Consider the following 15,825-nt stretch of genomic DNA (forward strand, 5'->3'; position numbering starts at 1 on the left):
TTTGTTGCTTGTAGGCGGTCTGGCCTCATATTCATAATGCGCACCAAAACCTTAAAAAAAATCAATATGGCGGATTCAACAAACAGTTGGGTTGAAACAGGCAAGCAGGCATTGCTCAGCGGTGATCTGCTCGCCGCCGAAGCCGCACTGGCACAGGCCGCGCAGCAATTGCCAAATTCGGCTGAGGTGGCTTTGATGTGGGCGCAGTGCGCAGTCCGCCGGGGTGAGGTGCGCACGGCGCGTGAGCGCTTTGCCGCGCTGCTGCGTCAGCACCCCACGCATTTCAGGGGCTGGCTCGAGGCGGGACATTTGTCACGCCAGCTGGGCCGTCAGGCCGAGGTGATGCATTTCTACCGAATGGCCACGCAGGTGGCCCCGCTGCATTGGGAAGGTTGGTTGACTTTGGCCACAGCGCTGGAAGCTGCGGGTCAATGGGACGATGCGGCTGGCTGTTACCACCGCGCTTTGCCCTTGGCGACTCGGGCCCCCGAGGGCGATGTGGTGCCGGTCAGCCAAGTGCATGCCCGGATGGCCAAGAGCCGGCTGGAGCGGGGCGATGCAGCGCGTGCTCTGGAGTCTTTGCGTCAGGCGCTGGGCCTGATGCGGGTAGAAAAACCCGAGCCCGATGTGAACGTGACGGCGGCATTGCAAATCGACCTGGGCGATGTGCTGATGCGTTTGGGCCTGACGGATGCGGCGCACCGCGCGTTTGAGCGCGCATCGGCGGCCACCAGCGAAGAGGTGCTGACGCGCTTGGCCATGCAGTCCTTTCACCACAACCTGTGGGAAGAAGCGCAGGCGGTACTCCAACGCAATGTGGAACTGCACCCGGGCAGCGCTTTGGCGCTGTGGAACCTGGCGCACGCCTATGTAGAAAGTTGGCATTTGGACGAGGCGCTGCAAACGCTGGCGCAGGCCGAAGCCATCGCGTCGCAGCCCGGGGCCAAGTCGATGCGCGCTTCGGTGGCGGGGCGTTTGGGCGATGCCGATCAGGCGCTGGCCTTATACCGCGAGTTGGCCGAAGAAGAAGGCACGGACTCGGCCATGCGCTCCAGCGCGGCCATGAGCGCGCTTTACAGCGACAGCCTGACGGCACAAGAGGTGGCCGACTTGCACCGCAGCTTGTTTGCAGGCTGGGGCCAGGGCGCACGGCCAGCGGCAGATTTTGCCAATGCCCGCGAGCCGGGCAAGCGCCTGAAGCTGGGTTTGCTGAGTGCGGATTTTCACCACCAGCATCCGGTGAACATCTTCATGCAGCCGGTGTTGGCGCGGCTGGATAAATCGCAATTTGAGGTGACGATTTACCACGTGGGCATGGCCCATGACGACCAGACGCAGTTGGCCCGCAGCCGCGCGGACCACTGGGTGGTGGCCACGGCCTGGACGCCAGCGCAGTTGGCGCGCCGCATCCGCGAAGACGGCATGGATGTGATGATGGATTTGTCGGGCCACACCTCGCACAACCGCTTGATGGTGCTGGCGCAGCGCGTGGCCCCGGTGCAGGTGTCGTTTTTGGGTTATCCCGGCTCGACCGGGGTGCCCCACATCGATTGGCTGTTGGCCGATCCGGTGGTGGTGCCGCCCGCGCACGATGGGCTGTGTACCGAGCGTGTGCACCGCCTGCCGAACACGGTGTTTTGCTACGCGCCAGAGGCCGATTACCCCTACCCGGTGTATGGCCAGGCCCATGCCCAGCGGCCACTGACCTTTGGTTCGTTCAACAACGTGCCCAAGCTCACCCCACACACCATCGCTTTGTGGGCCCAAGTGTTGGCGCGGGTGCCGCACTCGCGCTTGCTGCTCAAGGCGCCGAGTTTCCGCGACGAGTCGGCGATCCGCATCTTCCGCGAGCGTTTTGTGCAGCAGGGGGTCGACGCCAGCCGCATCGAGTTTCGCGGCCCGGTGGGCCTGGCCGACATGATGGCCGAGTATGCCGATGTGGACATCGCGCTCGACCCGGTGCCCTACAACGGCGGCACAACCACACTGCAAGCCCTGTGGATGGGTGTGCCGGTGGTGGTGAAAGAAGGCCAGAATTTTGTTTCGCGCATGGGCGCAAGCTTCATGCGCGCAGCTGGGTTGCCTGAATGGGTGGCGGCCAGCGGCGAAGACTATGTGGCCATTGCCGTGCGCATGGCCGCTGACCGGCAAGCGTTGCTGCAGCTCAAGGCGGGTTTGCGTGCGCGCTTGCAGGCGGCACCGGCTTGGGACATTGACCAATACACCCGCGACATGGAGCGCGCTTTGCGTGCCATGTGGACAGACCATTGCCAACCATGAATGCCCCTTCTTTTGACCCGGCAACGGCCTATCTGGCCGCAGGCTTTTTGTACGTGATCATGCCCTTGGCAGCTTGGGTCGTCATGGGCAAGAGCCGCACTGTGGCGGCGGGTGTGTGGTGTGGGGGCAGTTTGGCTTTGGGCATGGCTTCCTTGCTTCTGTCGTTTCGCACACCCGACATGCCGGGGTGGGTGGCTTTTGTCGTGATGAACGCGTTTTTTTACGGCGGAAACCTGATGCACGTGGTGGGTTTGCGCATGGAATTGGGTCAGCGCTCTGCATGGCGCATGGCCATGCTTGTGGGCGTGGCAGTACTGGGCGTGCAGGAGTTCTTTCGCGTTGTCTTGGACAGCCCGGTGTTGCGCCTGAGTTGGGTGCTCTTGGCCATGGGTGCTTTGTTTTCCTGGACTGCCTGGCAGGCTTGGCAGCTACACAAGATCGAAGACAGCAGCAGTGCCAAGTGGTTGGCGCAGGTCTATGTTTTTGGTGCAGTGGCCACCTTGGTCCGCGCTGCCCGTGTGCTGCTGGGGATGAGCTCGACCGACCCCTTGGCGGTCAATTGGGACAGTGTGCTCACGACTTCCAGTTTGTTTGTGATGTCGGTGTTTGGCAGTGTGGCCATTTTGGGTTTGTACCTCGAGCGCTCTACGCGAAAGCATGTGGCCAATGAGGTGGCGATGCGCTCACAGCAAACCAGCCAATTGTTGGGCCAGCAAATTGCCAACTTGGACCGGCAGCGCAGCATGGGTGAGTTGGCGGGAGCCATGGCCCATGAGATGGCGCAGCCTCTGACGGTGGTTTCTGTGGAGCTGGGTTTGATGCGGCACGAAATGCGTGCTGCGGAGGATGCGAGGCAAGGTCAAGTCGAACACATCTTGGCGCACGTCGAGCGGGTGGCGAGTGTCCTCAAGGGCATTCGTAATTTCATTCAACCTGCAAAACCCGACTTCAAACCCGTGAATGTGCCGGGGGTGGTGCAGGATGTTTTGCAACTGTTGCCGACCCATGAGCCACAAGATGCGCTGGACATTCAGGTGCACACCGACGTGATGACGCCCATGGTCATGGGGGATGCTGTGCAGCTGTCCCAGGTGCTGCTGAATGTTTTGCGCAATGCGGTGCAGTCGCAAGAGCCGGGCAAGCCTGTGCACATTCGGATTCATGTGCAGTCGGCCGGCGAGCGCTTGCAGGTGGTGGTGGAGGACGACGGACCTGGGTTCTCTGCACAGGTGTTGGCCAGCACCGATGTGGCGTTTTCGAGCACGAAGAAAGACGGAATGGGGATCGGTTTGTCGATCTCTCGCCGCATCGCGGTTCAACACGGCGGTACGTTGCTGTGGCGCAACCGTGATCAGGGCAGTGGGGCGCAGGTCGTGCTCGAGTTGCCTGTTTGGATGGGTTCAAAGGGAGAAAAATGACAATGCGTGCGACACCCCAACAGACGCTGGCAGCGTCGGCCCCGATGGGGGCCGACCCATTGCTGCATTGCCTGGCATTGGTTTCCCATTTGCTGGGTTTGCCCGTGCACGTTTCCGCTTTGCGGGTGGGCTTTGCGGTAGACGACAACGGCCATGTGCCCCCTGCCGCCTTGCCCGATTTGGCCAAGGTTCATGGCTTGATGGCGGCGTGGTCCCGTACCCGGCCCAGTGCCCTGCCGGGCTACGTCTTGCCAGTGATCGTGCCTTTGCAAGACGGACGTGCCTGTGTGTTGCGCACCATCGAGCAAGGCCAGGCGCAAATTTTGTCGCCCGAGACAGGTCAGCAGGAGTTGGTGATGCCGGTGGCGGAGTTGGATGCATTGGCTACAGCTGAGGTGCTGGTGGTCAAGCTGCCGCCCCAACGCGCCGACCAAACACTGACACCGATGCAGGGCGCGGCGTTTGATTGGTTTTGGGGCACGCTGTGGCGCTTTCGGCATTTTTATGTCGAGTCCATGTTGGCGACCGTGGTGGCCAACATCTTGGCGCTGGCCAGTGTGTTTTTCACCATGAACGTGTACGACCGTGTGGTGCCCACGCAGGCGTACGCCTCGTTGTGGACACTGGCCATTGGCACGCTGGTCGCAGCAGTGCTGGAGTATGTGATGCGCTGGCTCAAAGCGCGCCTGGTGGATTTGGGTGGCAAGCGGGCCGATTTGGCCATCAATGCCACGCTGCTGCGCGAGATCATGTCGATCCGATTGGAGCATCGTCCGCAGTCGATTGGCATTTTTTCCAGCTCGATGAAGGACTTTGAGGCGCTGCGCGATTTCTTCTCGTCGGCGTCGCTGGTGGTCCTGGCCGATTTGCCCTTTGTGCTGGTCTTTATTTTGCTGATCGCCATCGTGGGTGGGCCGCTGGCTTGGGTGCCGGCATTGGCGGTGCCGGTGGTGTTGCTGCTGGCGTGGTGGGTACAAAAGCCTTTGATGGTGGCGATGCGCGAGAACATGAAGGAGTCGGGCGACAAACAAAGCGTGTTGGTTGAGGCTGTGCTGAACTTGGAGCTGCTCAAGGCACACAACGCCGAAGGCTATTTGCAGCGCCGCTGGGAGCAGTCCAACCTGGCCGGGGCCGATTCGTACCGCAAGATCCGGTCTTTGTCGAACGCGGTGACGGGCTTCATCAGTACCCTGTCGCAAGTGGCCACGGTGGTCACAGTGGTGTGGGGTGTTTACCTGATCCACGCCAATCAGTTGACCTTGGGCGGTCTCATCGCCTGCGTGATTTTGCTGGGCCGTGCGATTTCACCATTGGGCAGTGTGATGGGCTTGGCTGCTCGTTTCCAGCAGGCGCGCACGGCGTTGGAAACGCTCGATGGCTTGATCAAGCGCCCGCGTGACCGCGAGGTGGGCAAGCGCTATGTGGTGCCCGAGCAGGTGCAAGGCCGCATTGAGGCCTTGGACTTGGAGTTTGCTTACCCAGGGGAGTCGCGTTTGCCGGTGATCCGCCGCTTGAGCTTGCGTCTTGATGCGGGGACCCACTTGGCATTGCTGGGCCGAGTGGGCAGTGGCAAGAGCACCTTGATCCGATTGATGGCCGGTTTGTACGATCCGCTGGGTGGCAGTGTGCGTGTCGATGGCATTGACATGCGCCAGCTGGACCCAGCCGAGTTACGCGCGCGCATCGGTTATGTGTCGCAAGACCCTCAGCTGTTCATGGGCACTTTGCGTGAGAACCTGATTTTGTCGGACAGCTGGATTACAGACGCCAAGATCGTGCAAGTGCTGCAAACGCTGGACATGTACAACATGGTGGCGGCGCACCCCAAGGGCTTGGATATGCCTTTGACCGAAGCGGGGGGTGGTTTGTCGGGGGGGCAACGCCAATTGGTCACTTTGGCGCGCTTGATGTTGCGTGATCCGGCCATTGTGTTCATGGACGAGCCGACCGCCAACATGGACCAGAACACCGAGGCCCGCGTGATCGCGGTGTTGGGCCAGTGGTTACAAGGACGCACGTTGGTGTTGTCAACCCACCGCACGCAGTTGCTGGAGTGGGTGGACCGTATCGCCGTGCTTGACGCAGGGCAATGCCTGCTGGAAGGCCCCAAGGCCGAGATGATCGAAAAGTTGAGCAAAGGCATCACGGTTCCCGCGAAAGCTGCTGCCACACAAGGAGGTGCAGCATGAGCCGCAAAGAATTTGGCATTTTGACCGTGGATGAAGAAGAGCGCCGTGCCAGCCAGTGGCTGTTATGGTCCACGGTGGTCACTTTGGTGGTGGCCTTGTCGTGGGCCGCTCGTTTTGAATTGGACGAGGTGACCAAAGGGCAGGGCAAGGTGATTCCGGCCAGCCGCGAGCAGGTGGTGCAGAGCCTGGACTCCGGCGTAGTGAGTCAGATTCTGGTGCGGGAGGGGGCCGTAGTCAAAAAGGACGATGTGCTGATTCGACTTGACGATGGTCGATCAGGCCCGGTGTTTCGCGAAGCCAAAGAAAAAAAGCTGGCCCTTGAGGCCTTGGCTGTGCGTTTGCGTGCCGAGGCTTATGGCCGTGGCTTGGATTTTGGCAAGCACATTCCCACCGAGTTGGCTGCGCGTGAGCGTCAGGCTTTTGCCGCGCGAAAGCAGTCGCTCGATGAAGCGCAAGAGAGCTTCAAGCGGTCCCTGGAAGCGCTGAATCGCGAAATTGCCATGACCGAACCCTTGACCAAGCAGGGTCTGGTGTCCGAGGTGGAGTTGCTGCGCCTGAAGCGCCAACAGGCTGACCTGATGGGGCAGGTGAGCGAGCGCAAGAACCGATATGCCACCGATGCGGCCAACGAGCTGGTGCGGGTGGACTCGGAGTTGTCGCAAACCCGCGAAAACGCTTCGGCCCGCGAGGATGCGTTCATCCGGACCGTGATCAAGGCGCCGATGGACGGGATTGTGAAAAATGTGCAAGTGACCACCATTGGCGGTGTGGTGCAGGCGGGCATGCCGATCCTGGAGATCGTGCCCACGCAAGACCAGTTGCTGGTGGAGGCCTATGTGAAACCGGCGGAGGTGGCGTTCCTGAAGAACAACCAGAAGGTGATCGTCAAGCTCACGGCCTACGACTACAACCGCTTTGGCGGGCTTGAAGGCGTGTTGGAACACATCAGCCCCGACACGATGCGCGATGAAAAACAACGTCGCCCAGGCGTGGCGATGGAGCTGGAAGAGGGCTACTACCGCTTACTGGTGCGCATCACCGAAACCCACTGGGAACGCAATGGTTTGCGCATGCAGCCCTTGCCTGGCATGACGGCCACGGTGGAGATCAAGACGGGCCAAAAGTCGGTTTTGGAGTACCTGTTCCGGCCCTTGCAAAACGTGACGCAGGCTCTGCGGGAACGCTAAAAATGGCGTGATTTTCGGTTGGCTTCCCCCAAAATCGCCAACAACGTGCTGAACCAGTCTGTTTGTGGGGGGGTGTCGTCTTCGACACACGCCCACGCTCAATCGTCTGTGAGCGCTTTGGACAAGAAAAAAGGCCAACCCGTGAGGGTTGGCCTTTTTTCGCTTGGAACCCGCATGGTTGCTAGGTTTCCAAAGATGGTGCCCGGGGCCGGACTCGAACCGGCACGCCTTGCGGCGGGGGATTTTGAGTCCCCTGAGTCTACCAATTTCACCACCCGGGCGGGTTATTCGTGAAGACCTGAATTATGGCACATTATTGGCATGATTTATCCAACTATTGAAGAAGCAATTGGCAAAACACCTTTGGTGGCTTTGCAACGTTTGAGCGCCACCGACAGGTTGGCCCGAAGCAACGTGATTTTGGGCAAGCTCGAGGGCAACAACCCGGCGGGCTCGGTCAAGGACAGACCGGCTTTGTCGATGATTCGCCGGGCCGAGGAGCGGGGCGAGATCAAACCCGGCGACACCTTGATTGAGGCGACTTCGGGCAACACCGGCATCGCCTTGGCCATGGCCGCTGCGATCAAGGGCTACCGCATGGTGCTGATCATGCCCGAGGACTTGTCGATCGAGCGGGCCCAGACCATGAAGGCTTTTGGTGCGGAGCTGATCCTCACGCCCAAGAGCGGCGGCATGGAATACGCCAGGGATTTGGCCGATAACATGGCCGCCCAAGGCAAGGGCCGTATCCTGGACCAGTTCGCCAATGCCGACAACCCGCGCATCCATTACGAGACCACTGGCCCTGAGATTTGGGCGCAGACCGGCGGCAAGATCACCCACTTTGTGAGCGCCATGGGCACCACCGGCACCATCACCGGGGTGTCGCGGTTTTTGAAAGAAAAGAACCCGGCCATACGCATCATTGGCGCACAGCCCAGCGAAGGTTCACGGATTCCGGGGATTCGCAAGTGGCCGCAAGAATACTTGCCCAAAATTTACGATCCGAGTTTGGTCGATGAGCTGGTGTATGTGAGCCAGAGCGAAGCCGAAGAAACCTGCCGCCAAATGGCCCGCAGTGAGGGGATTTTTGCGGGCATTTCAGCCGCTGGTGCTTGCTGGGTCGCGCAGGAGATTGCAAAAACCGTGCAAAACGCCACCATTGTGTTCATCGTGTGCGATCGTGGTGATCGCTACTTGTCCACAGGTGTGTTCCCCGCCTGAACCCAGGAAGCCCCATGGCTGAATTTCGTTTTTGCCCGCAGTGCGCCACGCCCTTGGCTTGGGTGACCCAGTTGGAAGACGGGGGCGAGGTCATGCGCCTGCGTTGTACCGCCTGCGACTTCACCCACTGGAACAACCCCACGCCGGTGCTGGCGGGCATCGTGCAGGTGGGTGATCAGATTTTGCTGGCCCGCAATGCCGCGTGGCCCGGCCGGCGTTTCGCGCTGATCACCGGCTTCATGGAGGCGGGCGAAACGCCCGAAGAGGGCATCACGCGCGAGATTGCCGAAGAAACCCAACTGAAGGTGACGGCACTCAAGCTGATTGGCGTTTACGACTTCCAGCGCATGAACCAAGTGATCATCGCCTACCATGCGGTGGCCGAAGGCGAGGTGCGTTTGTCGCCTGAATTGGCCGAGTACAAGCTGTTCAATTTTCAGGACCTGATCTGCTGGCCTGCGGGTACGGGGTATGCTTTGGCTGACTGGTTGCGCACCATCGGCATCGAGCCCCAATTCATGACATGGGAAGAGCGTGCCGCACAAAGCCAAGAATCGAATCAGGACACATGATGCACATCGACAAGGAAATTGACACCAGCGGCCTGAACTGTCCTTTGCCCATATTGAAGGCCAAAAAAGCCTTGAACGAGATGAGCAGCGGTCAGGTGCTCAAAGTGACGGCGACCGACCCTGGTGCGTGGCGTGATTTCGAAGCCTTTGCACGTCAGACCGGCAACGACCTGCTCTTGCAAGAGAAGACCGAAACGGCCTTTGTGTTTGCACTCAAGCGCCGCTGAAAAGTGGCCGTTGGGCTCTACAGGCTCAATCCTTTGAGGTATTGGCGGAAAGCCGCACCCACTTGCGGGTGTTGCAAAGCCAGCTCGACTGTGGCTTCTAGGAATCCTTCTTTGCTCCCGCAATCGTAGCGTTTGCCTTCGTACTGAAAAGCATAGACCGCTTCGCGCTGCATCAGTCGGGCAATCGCATCGGTCAGCTGGATTTCACCACCCACACCTGTGGGTTGGTTGCGGATCTCGTCAAAAATGCCTGGCGTCAGGATGTAGCGACCGGCCACGCCCATGCGCGAAGGGGCTTTGTCTGGGCTGGGTTTCTCGACGATTTGTTCGACGCGTATCAATTGGCGGCCAGCGGGCTCACCAGCCACGATGCCGTAGCGTTTGACTTGGTCGAGTGGCACCTCTTGCACGGCCAAGACCGAGCGGCCTTGCTTGGTGTAGGCCTCGACCATCTGGGACAGGATGGAAGGGCCCGAGTTGACCATCAGGTCATCGGCCAACAGCACAGCAAAAGGTTCATTGCCCACCAGGGGCTCGGCGCAGAGCACGGCGTGACCCAAGCCCAGCATGCGGTTTTGCCGCACATAAGCGCAGACCATGTCATCGGGTTGCACTGAGCGCACCAAGGCCAGCAATTCGTCTTTGTGTGCCGCTTCAAGTTCGCTTTCGAGTTCGTAGGCGGTGTCAAAGTGGTCTTCGATGGCGCGTTTGCTGCGGCCCGTCACAAAGATCATGTGCCGCACTCCCGCCGCGTAGGCTTCCTCCACCGCGTACTGGATCAACGGCTTGTCGACCACCGGCAGCATCTCTTTAGGCGCAGCTTTGGTCGCCGGCAAAAAGCGCGTGCCCAAACCGGCCACAGGGAAAACGGCTTTGCGAATGACGTTGTGGCTCATGGTGTCTCCGAAGGGTAGGACTGCATCAGCCCAGTCGTTGTAATTGCTGGCGAATTTTGTCAAGCGTGGCCCCGAAGTCGGTCACGCGTTTTTGGGTTTCCTCGAGCACCGCTGGCGGGGCCTTGGCCACGAAAGCCTCGTTGCCGAGTTTGGCGTTGGCCTTGGAGATTTCACCCTCCAGGCGTGCCGCTTCTTTGGTCAGGCGAATTTTTTCCGCTGCGGCATCCACTTCGATGAACAAACACAAACGCGCTTCGCCTACCACGGCCACGGGGGCCGCTTGTGCGGCGGCGACCCATTCGGCTTCGGTGTCAAACACCTTGACTTCGCTCAGCTTGGCCAAGGACTGCAGCACGGGTGCCACACTTTGCATGAAAGCGGTGTCACCCAGCACATACATGGGCATGCGTGTGGCGGGCGAGACATTCATCTCGCCGCGCAGATTGCGGCAAGCGTCGACCAAGGTTTTGAGTTTGGCCACATGGCTTTCGGCGGCTTCGTCGATGCGTTCGGGCTGACTCACCGGATAGGCCGCGATGCTGACCGACTCACCCGCACGGCCGGCCACCACCGATACTTTTTGCCAAAGCTCTTCGGTGATGAAGGGGATGATGGGGTGCGCCAAGCGCATGATGGTTTCGAGTGTGCGGATCAGGGTGCGGCGGGTGGCGCGCTGCTGGGCTTCGTTGCCGGTGTTGATTTGTACTTTGGCGATTTCCAGGTACCAGTCGCAGAACTCGTTCCATACGAAGTCGTAAATCGCATTGGCCACGTTGTCCAGGCGGTACTCGGCAAAGCCTTTGGCCACGTCGGCCTCAATGCGCTGCAAATGCGAGCTGATCCAGCGGTCAGCCTGGCTAAAGGCCAGGTAGCCATGCACCGGACCGCCCACTTCGCATTCGGTCTTGGTGTGTTCTTTGAGGCCGCAGTCTTGGCCCTCGCAGTTCATCAGCACAAAGCGGGTGGCGTTCCACAGCTTGTTGCAGAAGTTGCGGTAGCCTTCGCAGCGCTTGGAATCAAAATTGATGCTGCGCCCCAGTGTGGCGAGCGCTGCAAAGGTGAAGCGCAGCGCATCGGCACCGTAGGCCGGGATGCCTTCTGGGAATTCTTTTTCGGTTTGTTTGCGCACCTTGGGGGCGGTCTCGGGCTTGCGCAGGCCTTGGGTGCGTTTTTCCAAAAGCGGCTCGAGCGTGATGCCGTCGATCAGATCGACCGGGTCGAGCACGTTGCCCTCGGACTTGCTCATCTTCTTGCCTTGGGCGTCCAGCACCAGGCCGTGGATGTAAACGTGTTGGAAGGGCACTTTGCCGGTGAAGTGGGTGGTCATCATGATCATCCGGGCGACCCAGAAGAAGATGATGTCGTAGCCGGTGACCAAGACGCTGCTGGGGAGGTAGAGGTCGTAGTCGCTTTGGCTGTTGTTGGATTGTGCGTTGCCTTCGGTTCCGCTGGCGAGCGTTCCGGAACCGGTCTTGCTCATACTCGCTTCGCTCGTAAAGTCGCTGCGCCCGTTTCCGGCACGCTCGCCAGCTGCGTTGTGGGGCCAACCCATTGTTGAGAAGGGGACCAGGGCGCTGGAGTACCAAGTGTCCAGCACGTCTTCGTCGCGCTTGAGCGTCTTGCCGGGGGCTTGGGCCTGTGCTTCGGCTTCGTTGCGGGCCACATACACCTTGCCGTCTTCGTCGTACCAAGCGGGAATCTGGTGGCCCCACCACAGCTGGCGCGAGATGCACCAGTCGGTGATGTTGTTCATCCACTGGTTGTAGGTGTTGACCCAGTTTTCGGGGACAAAGCTTACTTGGCCGGATTGGACGGCATCGATGGCTTTTTGGGCAATGCTTTTGCCCGTCGCGTCGCCTTGGCCCACCTGGTTCATGGCCACGAACCACTGGTCGGTGAGCATGGGTTCAATCACTTGTCCGGTGCGGGCGCAGCGCGGCACCATGAGTTTGTGTTTTTTCACTTCCACCAAAGCACCCGCGGCTTCGAGGTCGGCCACCACGGCTTTGCGGGCCACAAAGCGGTCGAGGCCCTGGTATTTTTCGGGTGCGTTGGTGTTGATGGTCGCATCCAAGTTCAGCACGCAGATCATGTCCAACTTGTGGCGCTGGCCAACTTGGTAGTCGTTGGTGTCATGCGCTGGCGTGACCTTCACCACACCCGTGCCAAAGTCCTTGTCCACATAGTCGTCCGCAATCACGGGGATGGTGCGGCCGCAGAGCGGCAGGTTGACCTGTTGGCCAATCAGGTGTTTGTAGCGCTCGTCTTCGGGGTGCACCATCACGGCCACGTCGCCCAGCAGGGTTTCGGGGCGGGTGGTGGCGACGGTCAATGACCCACTGCCATCGGCCAAGTCGTAGCGGATGTGCCACATCGAGCCGTCTTCTTCGGCGCTTTCCACTTCCAGATCAGACACCGCGCTTTGCAGCACAGGGTCCCAATTGACCAGGCGTTTGCCGCGGTAGATCAGGCCTTGCTCGTAGAGCTGTACAAAAGTCTCGGTCACGGTTTTGGACAGCTTGGGGTCCATCGTGAAGTATTCGCGGCTCCAATCCACGCTGTCGCCCATGCGGCGCATTTGGCGGGTGATGGTGCTGCCGGACTCTTCTTTCCACTCCCAGACTTTGCTCACAAAGTTCTTGCGGGCTTCGGCCGGCGTGGGGCCCATGTCGTGGCGGCTGATGCCCTGGGCCTGCAGCTGGCGCTCCACCACGATTTGGGTGGCAATGCCCGCGTGGTCGGTGCCGGGAATCCAGGCGGTGTTGTGGCCCAGCATGCGGTGGTAGCGAGTCAACGAATCCATGATGGTTTGGTTGAACGCGTGACCCATGTGCAGCGTGCCTGTCACGTTGGGTGGGGGCAGTTGGATGGCGAACGCGGGTGCGCCATCTTTGGCCGCTTGGGTACCCCGGAAACCGGCCACGCCGTAACCGCGTTTTTCCCATTCAGGGCCCCAATGGGCTTCCAATGCGGCGGGTTCGAACGATTTGGACAGGCTCTCAAGGCCAGGTTGTGGGACCGGGGTAGCGGGTGCGTTGCTCATGGCTGGGGGCTTCTCAAAAAGGGAACGGCAGCACTGCGCAGGCCGTGCAGGACGACCAGCGTCCGAAAGCGTCGATTTTACCTAGCCGACCTTGGCCCTCTGGGGTCCCATCCCGCTTGTTGAAGTGATAGTTTCAATAAATAAAGGGTATTGGATCAATTAATTGGGCGACCGCTCAGTAAAAGACTAACCTGATGGTTCTCTGGCGATTTCGTCAGGGCAATCAACGTAAAACCCACAAGGAGATACCCATGGCAGCACTCAAAGGCTCGCGCACGGAACAATGCCTGAAAGACGCCTTCGCAGGCGAATCCCAGGCCAACCGTCGCTATCTGTACTTCGCGAACAAAGCTGACGTTGAAGGTCAGAACGACGTGGCAGCGCTGTTCCGTTCCACCGCTGAAGGTGAAACAGGTCACGCCCACGGCCACCTGGAGTTCCTGGAGCAATCCGGCGATCCCGCCACCGGCATGCCCATCGGCTCGACACGCGACAACCTGGCCTCGGCTGTGGCTGGCGAAACCCACGAGTACACCGACATGTACCCCGGCATGGCCAAAACCGCTCGCGAAGAAGGTTTTGACGAAATCGCCGACTGGTTCGAGACCTTGGCCAAGGCCGAGCGTTCGCACGCGAACCGTTACCAAAAAGCCTTGAACGAACTGGTGGATTGATCCCCCCGTGATACCGCCCGCTGCACGGACCCGTGCAGCGGGTTTTTCTCAGGGTTCTGATGACAGAGCCTTCGGAAAAACCCATTCCATTCTTTATAAAAAAATCAAAAGGAGCACAACATGGCCAAGGAAGGCAATCTCGAAGCGCCCACACGTCATGCCCTCGGCTGGGAGAGCCCCGACTTTTACAACGAAGAAAAATGCTTTGACGAGTTGGAGCGCATTTTTGACATCTGCCATGGCTGCCGCCGCTGTGTGAGCCTGTGCAACGCTTTCCCCACCTTGTTTGACTTGGTGGATGAGTCCAGCACCATGGAAGTCGATGGCGTCGACAAGAAGGACTACTGGAAAGTGGTGGACCAGTGCTTCATGTGCGACCTGTGCTACATGACCAAGTGCCCTTACACGCCGCCGCACGCTTGGAATCTGGACTTCCCGCACACCATGCTGCGCGCCAAGGCCATCAAATTCAAAAAAGGCGAAGTGGGCGCGGCGGAAAAGTTTTTGGCTTCCACCGACGTTCATGGCTCGTTCGCCGGCATCCCGATCGTGGTGCAGGCGGTCAATGCCCTCAACAAAACCGAAGCCGCTCGCAGCGTCATGGAAAGCGTGGCGGGCGTGGACAAAAACGCCTGGTTGCCCTCACTGGCCACTCAAAAGTTCCGCTCCAGCGCCCCGGATGCACAGTCGGTCAAAGTGGTGGACGGCGAGAAAACACCCGGCAAAGTGGCGATCTACGCCACCTGCTACATCAATTACAACGAGCCCGGCATCGGCCATGATCTGCTGAAGATCCTTGACCACAACGACATCCCGTATGTGCTGGTCGAGAAAGAAAAGTGCTGTGGCATGCCCAAGCTGGAACTGGGCGATCTGGATTCGGTCAAACAGTCGAAAGAGGCCAACATCCCGGTGCTGGCCAAATATGCCAAAGACGGCTTTGCCATATTGGCGGCCGTGCCCAGCTGCGCCTTGATGTTCAAACAGGAAATTCCGCTCATGTTCCCCGATTGCACCGACACCCAGTTGGTCAAGGAGGCGATGTGGGACCCGTTTGAGTACTTCATGGCCCGCAAACGCGATGGCTTGCTCAAGACCGAGTTCCCGCAAAAACTGGGCAACGTGAGTTACCAGATCCCTTGTCACGGCCGGGTGCAGAACATCGGCAAAAAGACCGAGGAAATGCTCAAGATGATCCCCGACACCGAAATCAACACCATCGAGCGCTGCTCGGGCCATGCCGGTACCTACGGTGTGAAAAAAGGCTCACACGAGATGGCGATGAAGATTGGCAAGCCGGTCTTCAAGGCCATGGCCACCATGAAAGATGGCGCCAAGCCCGACTTCATCAGCTCCGACTGCCCGCTGGGTGGCCACCACATTGCCCAGGGCTTTGAGGTCAATGGTCTGGGTGCCCCCGAACTGAACCACCCCTTGACCCTGGTGCGCAAAGCCTACGGTCTCAAATAAGGAACACTGCCATGCAACTGACCGGAAAAATCACGCCCGAGACCCTGATGTCTTTAGAGGCTTACACCAAGTGGCGCAAGGTCCACAAGCCCGAGGTGATCGCCCACCGCAAGCTGCGCAGTGTGCATTTGGGTGAGCACATCAACATGCAGTTTGAGAGCGAGACCACCATCCGCTACCAAATTCAGGAAATGCTGCGCATCGAAAAAGTCTTCGAAGAAGAGGGCATCCTGCAAGAGATTGAGGCCTACGCGCCGTTGGTGCCAGACGGCAGCAACTGGAAGGCGACCATGATGATCGAGTACGTCGACATCCATGAGCGCAAACGCGAGCTGGCCAAATTGATCGGCGTGGAAGACCGCATGTTTGTCGAGGTCGAGGGCCATGCCCGCGTGTACGCGATTGCCGACGAAGACCTGGACCGCGAGACCGAGGAAAAAACCTCAGCGGTGCATTTTGTGCGCTTTGAACTGACGCCCGTCATGTGCGCTGCGGTGAAGGCCGGCGCCGGCGTCAAGATGGGCTGCGACCACACCCACTACCCCTGGCACCTCGATATCGCCGCAGACACCTTGGCCAGCTTGGCGGGTGATCTCCAGTAAATCGTTGCATACCAGACAGGAAAAAGCCGGAGCAGGCCGCAAG

12 protein-coding genes and 1 tRNA gene are annotated in these 15,825 nt (G+C 59.7%); 10 read left to right on the forward strand and 3 right to left on the reverse strand.

Features of this window, described 5'->3' with window-relative positions; all coding sequences use genetic code 11:
* Positions 1 to 66: 66 nt before the first annotated feature.
* Genes ACHEXK_RS02875 through ACHEXK_RS02890 form a run of 4 tightly spaced genes read left to right on the forward strand, consistent with a single transcriptional unit; the run spans position 67 to position 7,074 of the window.
* Positions 67 to 2,280 carry a tetratricopeptide repeat protein gene (locus tag ACHEXK_RS02875; RefSeq protein ID WP_416547869.1) on the forward strand — a complete coding sequence of 738 codons (2,214 nt, stop codon included), beginning with the start codon at positions 67 to 69 and terminating at the stop codon, positions 2,278 to 2,280.
* Positions 2,277 to 3,698 (forward strand): ATP-binding protein, encoded by a 1,422-nt coding sequence (locus ACHEXK_RS02880; protein ID WP_416547871.1) that lies wholly within the window; start codon positions 2,277 to 2,279, stop codon positions 3,696 to 3,698. The genes ACHEXK_RS02875 and ACHEXK_RS02880 overlap by 4 nt, the downstream gene beginning before the upstream one ends.
* A 2-nt stretch (positions 3,699 to 3,700) precedes the next feature.
* Positions 3,701 to 5,887 (forward strand): type I secretion system permease/ATPase, encoded by a 2,187-nt coding sequence (locus tag ACHEXK_RS02885; protein WP_416547873.1) that lies wholly within the window; start codon positions 3,701 to 3,703, stop codon positions 5,885 to 5,887.
* Complete coding sequence (locus ACHEXK_RS02890; protein WP_416547875.1) at positions 5,884 to 7,074, forward strand: HlyD family efflux transporter periplasmic adaptor subunit; 1,191 nt, start codon at positions 5,884 to 5,886, stop codon at positions 7,072 to 7,074. Before ACHEXK_RS02885 ends, ACHEXK_RS02890 begins: the two co-directional genes overlap by 4 nt.
* A gap of 196 nt (positions 7,075 to 7,270) precedes the next feature.
* Here the strand turns inward: ACHEXK_RS02890 and ACHEXK_RS02895 are convergent.
* Positions 7,271 to 7,355 (reverse strand) — tRNA-Leu (locus tag ACHEXK_RS02895).
* A 40-nt stretch (positions 7,356 to 7,395) separates the two neighbouring features.
* Here ACHEXK_RS02895 and cysM point away from each other — a divergent pair.
* Genes cysM through ACHEXK_RS02910 form a run of 3 tightly spaced genes read left to right on the forward strand, consistent with a single transcriptional unit; the run spans position 7,396 to position 9,097 of the window.
* Positions 7,396 to 8,298 carry a cysteine synthase CysM gene (gene cysM, locus ACHEXK_RS02900; protein ID WP_416547877.1) on the forward strand — a complete coding sequence of 301 codons (903 nt, stop codon included), beginning with the start codon at positions 7,396 to 7,398 and terminating at the stop codon, positions 8,296 to 8,298.
* A 14-nt stretch (positions 8,299 to 8,312) separates the two neighbouring features.
* Positions 8,313 to 8,870 carry an NUDIX hydrolase gene (locus ACHEXK_RS02905; RefSeq protein ID WP_416547879.1) on the forward strand — a complete coding sequence of 186 codons (558 nt, stop codon included), beginning with the start codon at positions 8,313 to 8,315 and terminating at the stop codon, positions 8,868 to 8,870.
* Positions 8,870 to 9,097: a sulfurtransferase TusA family protein gene (locus tag ACHEXK_RS02910; protein WP_409752003.1), complete on the forward strand. Its 228-nt coding sequence runs from the start codon at positions 8,870 to 8,872 to the stop codon at positions 9,095 to 9,097. Before ACHEXK_RS02905 ends, ACHEXK_RS02910 begins: the two co-directional genes overlap by 1 nt.
* Before the next feature lie 17 nt (positions 9,098 to 9,114).
* Here the strand turns inward: ACHEXK_RS02910 and galU are convergent, their stop codons facing one another.
* Both galU and ACHEXK_RS02920 read right to left on the reverse strand, forming a co-directional pair.
* On the reverse strand, positions 9,115 to 9,993 hold the full coding sequence (galU, locus tag ACHEXK_RS02915) for a UTP--glucose-1-phosphate uridylyltransferase GalU (RefSeq protein ID WP_416547881.1): 879 nt from the start codon (positions 9,991 to 9,993) through the stop codon (positions 9,115 to 9,117).
* Between the two features lie 25 nt (positions 9,994 to 10,018).
* Positions 10,019 to 13,036: a valine--tRNA ligase gene (locus ACHEXK_RS02920; protein ID WP_416547883.1), complete on the reverse strand. Its 3,018-nt coding sequence runs from the start codon at positions 13,034 to 13,036 to the stop codon at positions 10,019 to 10,021.
* A 251-nt stretch (positions 13,037 to 13,287) separates the two neighbouring features.
* Between ACHEXK_RS02920 and ACHEXK_RS02925 the strand changes: the two genes are divergently transcribed.
* The 3 genes from ACHEXK_RS02925 (at position 13,288) to ACHEXK_RS02935 (ending at position 15,782) form a co-directional block, all read left to right on the forward strand.
* Positions 13,288 to 13,710 (forward strand): rubrerythrin family protein, encoded by a 423-nt coding sequence (locus ACHEXK_RS02925; protein WP_062408037.1) that lies wholly within the window; start codon positions 13,288 to 13,290, stop codon positions 13,708 to 13,710.
* A 120-nt stretch (positions 13,711 to 13,830) separates the two neighbouring features.
* On the forward strand, positions 13,831 to 15,180 hold the full coding sequence (locus ACHEXK_RS02930) for a (Fe-S)-binding protein (protein ID WP_416547885.1): 1,350 nt from the start codon (positions 13,831 to 13,833) through the stop codon (positions 15,178 to 15,180).
* An 11-nt stretch (positions 15,181 to 15,191) separates the two neighbouring features.
* Positions 15,192 to 15,782 carry a DUF3501 family protein gene (locus tag ACHEXK_RS02935; protein ID WP_416547886.1) on the forward strand — a complete coding sequence of 197 codons (591 nt, stop codon included), beginning with the start codon at positions 15,192 to 15,194 and terminating at the stop codon, positions 15,780 to 15,782.
* Positions 15,783 to 15,825 lie beyond the last annotated feature (43 nt).

This window comes from Limnohabitans sp. DCL3 (assembly GCF_048019295.1).
Lineage (GTDB): Bacteria > Pseudomonadota > Gammaproteobacteria > Burkholderiales > Burkholderiaceae_C > Limnohabitans_A.

Coding starts and splice junctions, on each gene's coding strand:
- ACHEXK_RS02875 (WP_416547869.1), top strand. CDS start 67: ATGGCGGATTCAACAAACAGTTGGGTTGAAACAGGCAAGCAGGCATTG.
- ACHEXK_RS02880 (WP_416547871.1), top strand. CDS start 2,277: ATGAATGCCCCTTCTTTTGACCCGGCAACGGCCTATCTGGCCGCAGGC.
- ACHEXK_RS02885 (WP_416547873.1), top strand. CDS start 3,701: ATGCGTGCGACACCCCAACAGACGCTGGCAGCGTCGGCCCCGATGGGG.
- ACHEXK_RS02890 (WP_416547875.1), top strand. CDS start 5,884: ATGAGCCGCAAAGAATTTGGCATTTTGACCGTGGATGAAGAAGAGCGC.
- cysM (WP_416547877.1), top strand. CDS start 7,396: ATGATTTATCCAACTATTGAAGAAGCAATTGGCAAAACACCTTTGGTG.
- ACHEXK_RS02905 (WP_416547879.1), top strand. CDS start 8,313: ATGGCTGAATTTCGTTTTTGCCCGCAGTGCGCCACGCCCTTGGCTTGG.
- ACHEXK_RS02910 (WP_409752003.1), top strand. CDS start 8,870: ATGCACATCGACAAGGAAATTGACACCAGCGGCCTGAACTGTCCTTTG.
- galU (WP_416547881.1), bottom strand. CDS start 9,993: ATGAGCCACAACGTCATTCGCAAAGCCGTTTTCCCTGTGGCCGGTTTG.
- ACHEXK_RS02920 (WP_416547883.1), bottom strand. CDS start 13,036: ATGAGCAACGCACCCGCTACCCCGGTCCCACAACCTGGCCTTGAGAGC.
- ACHEXK_RS02925 (WP_062408037.1), top strand. CDS start 13,288: ATGGCAGCACTCAAAGGCTCGCGCACGGAACAATGCCTGAAAGACGCC.
- ACHEXK_RS02930 (WP_416547885.1), top strand. CDS start 13,831: ATGGCCAAGGAAGGCAATCTCGAAGCGCCCACACGTCATGCCCTCGGC.
- ACHEXK_RS02935 (WP_416547886.1), top strand. CDS start 15,192: ATGCAACTGACCGGAAAAATCACGCCCGAGACCCTGATGTCTTTAGAG.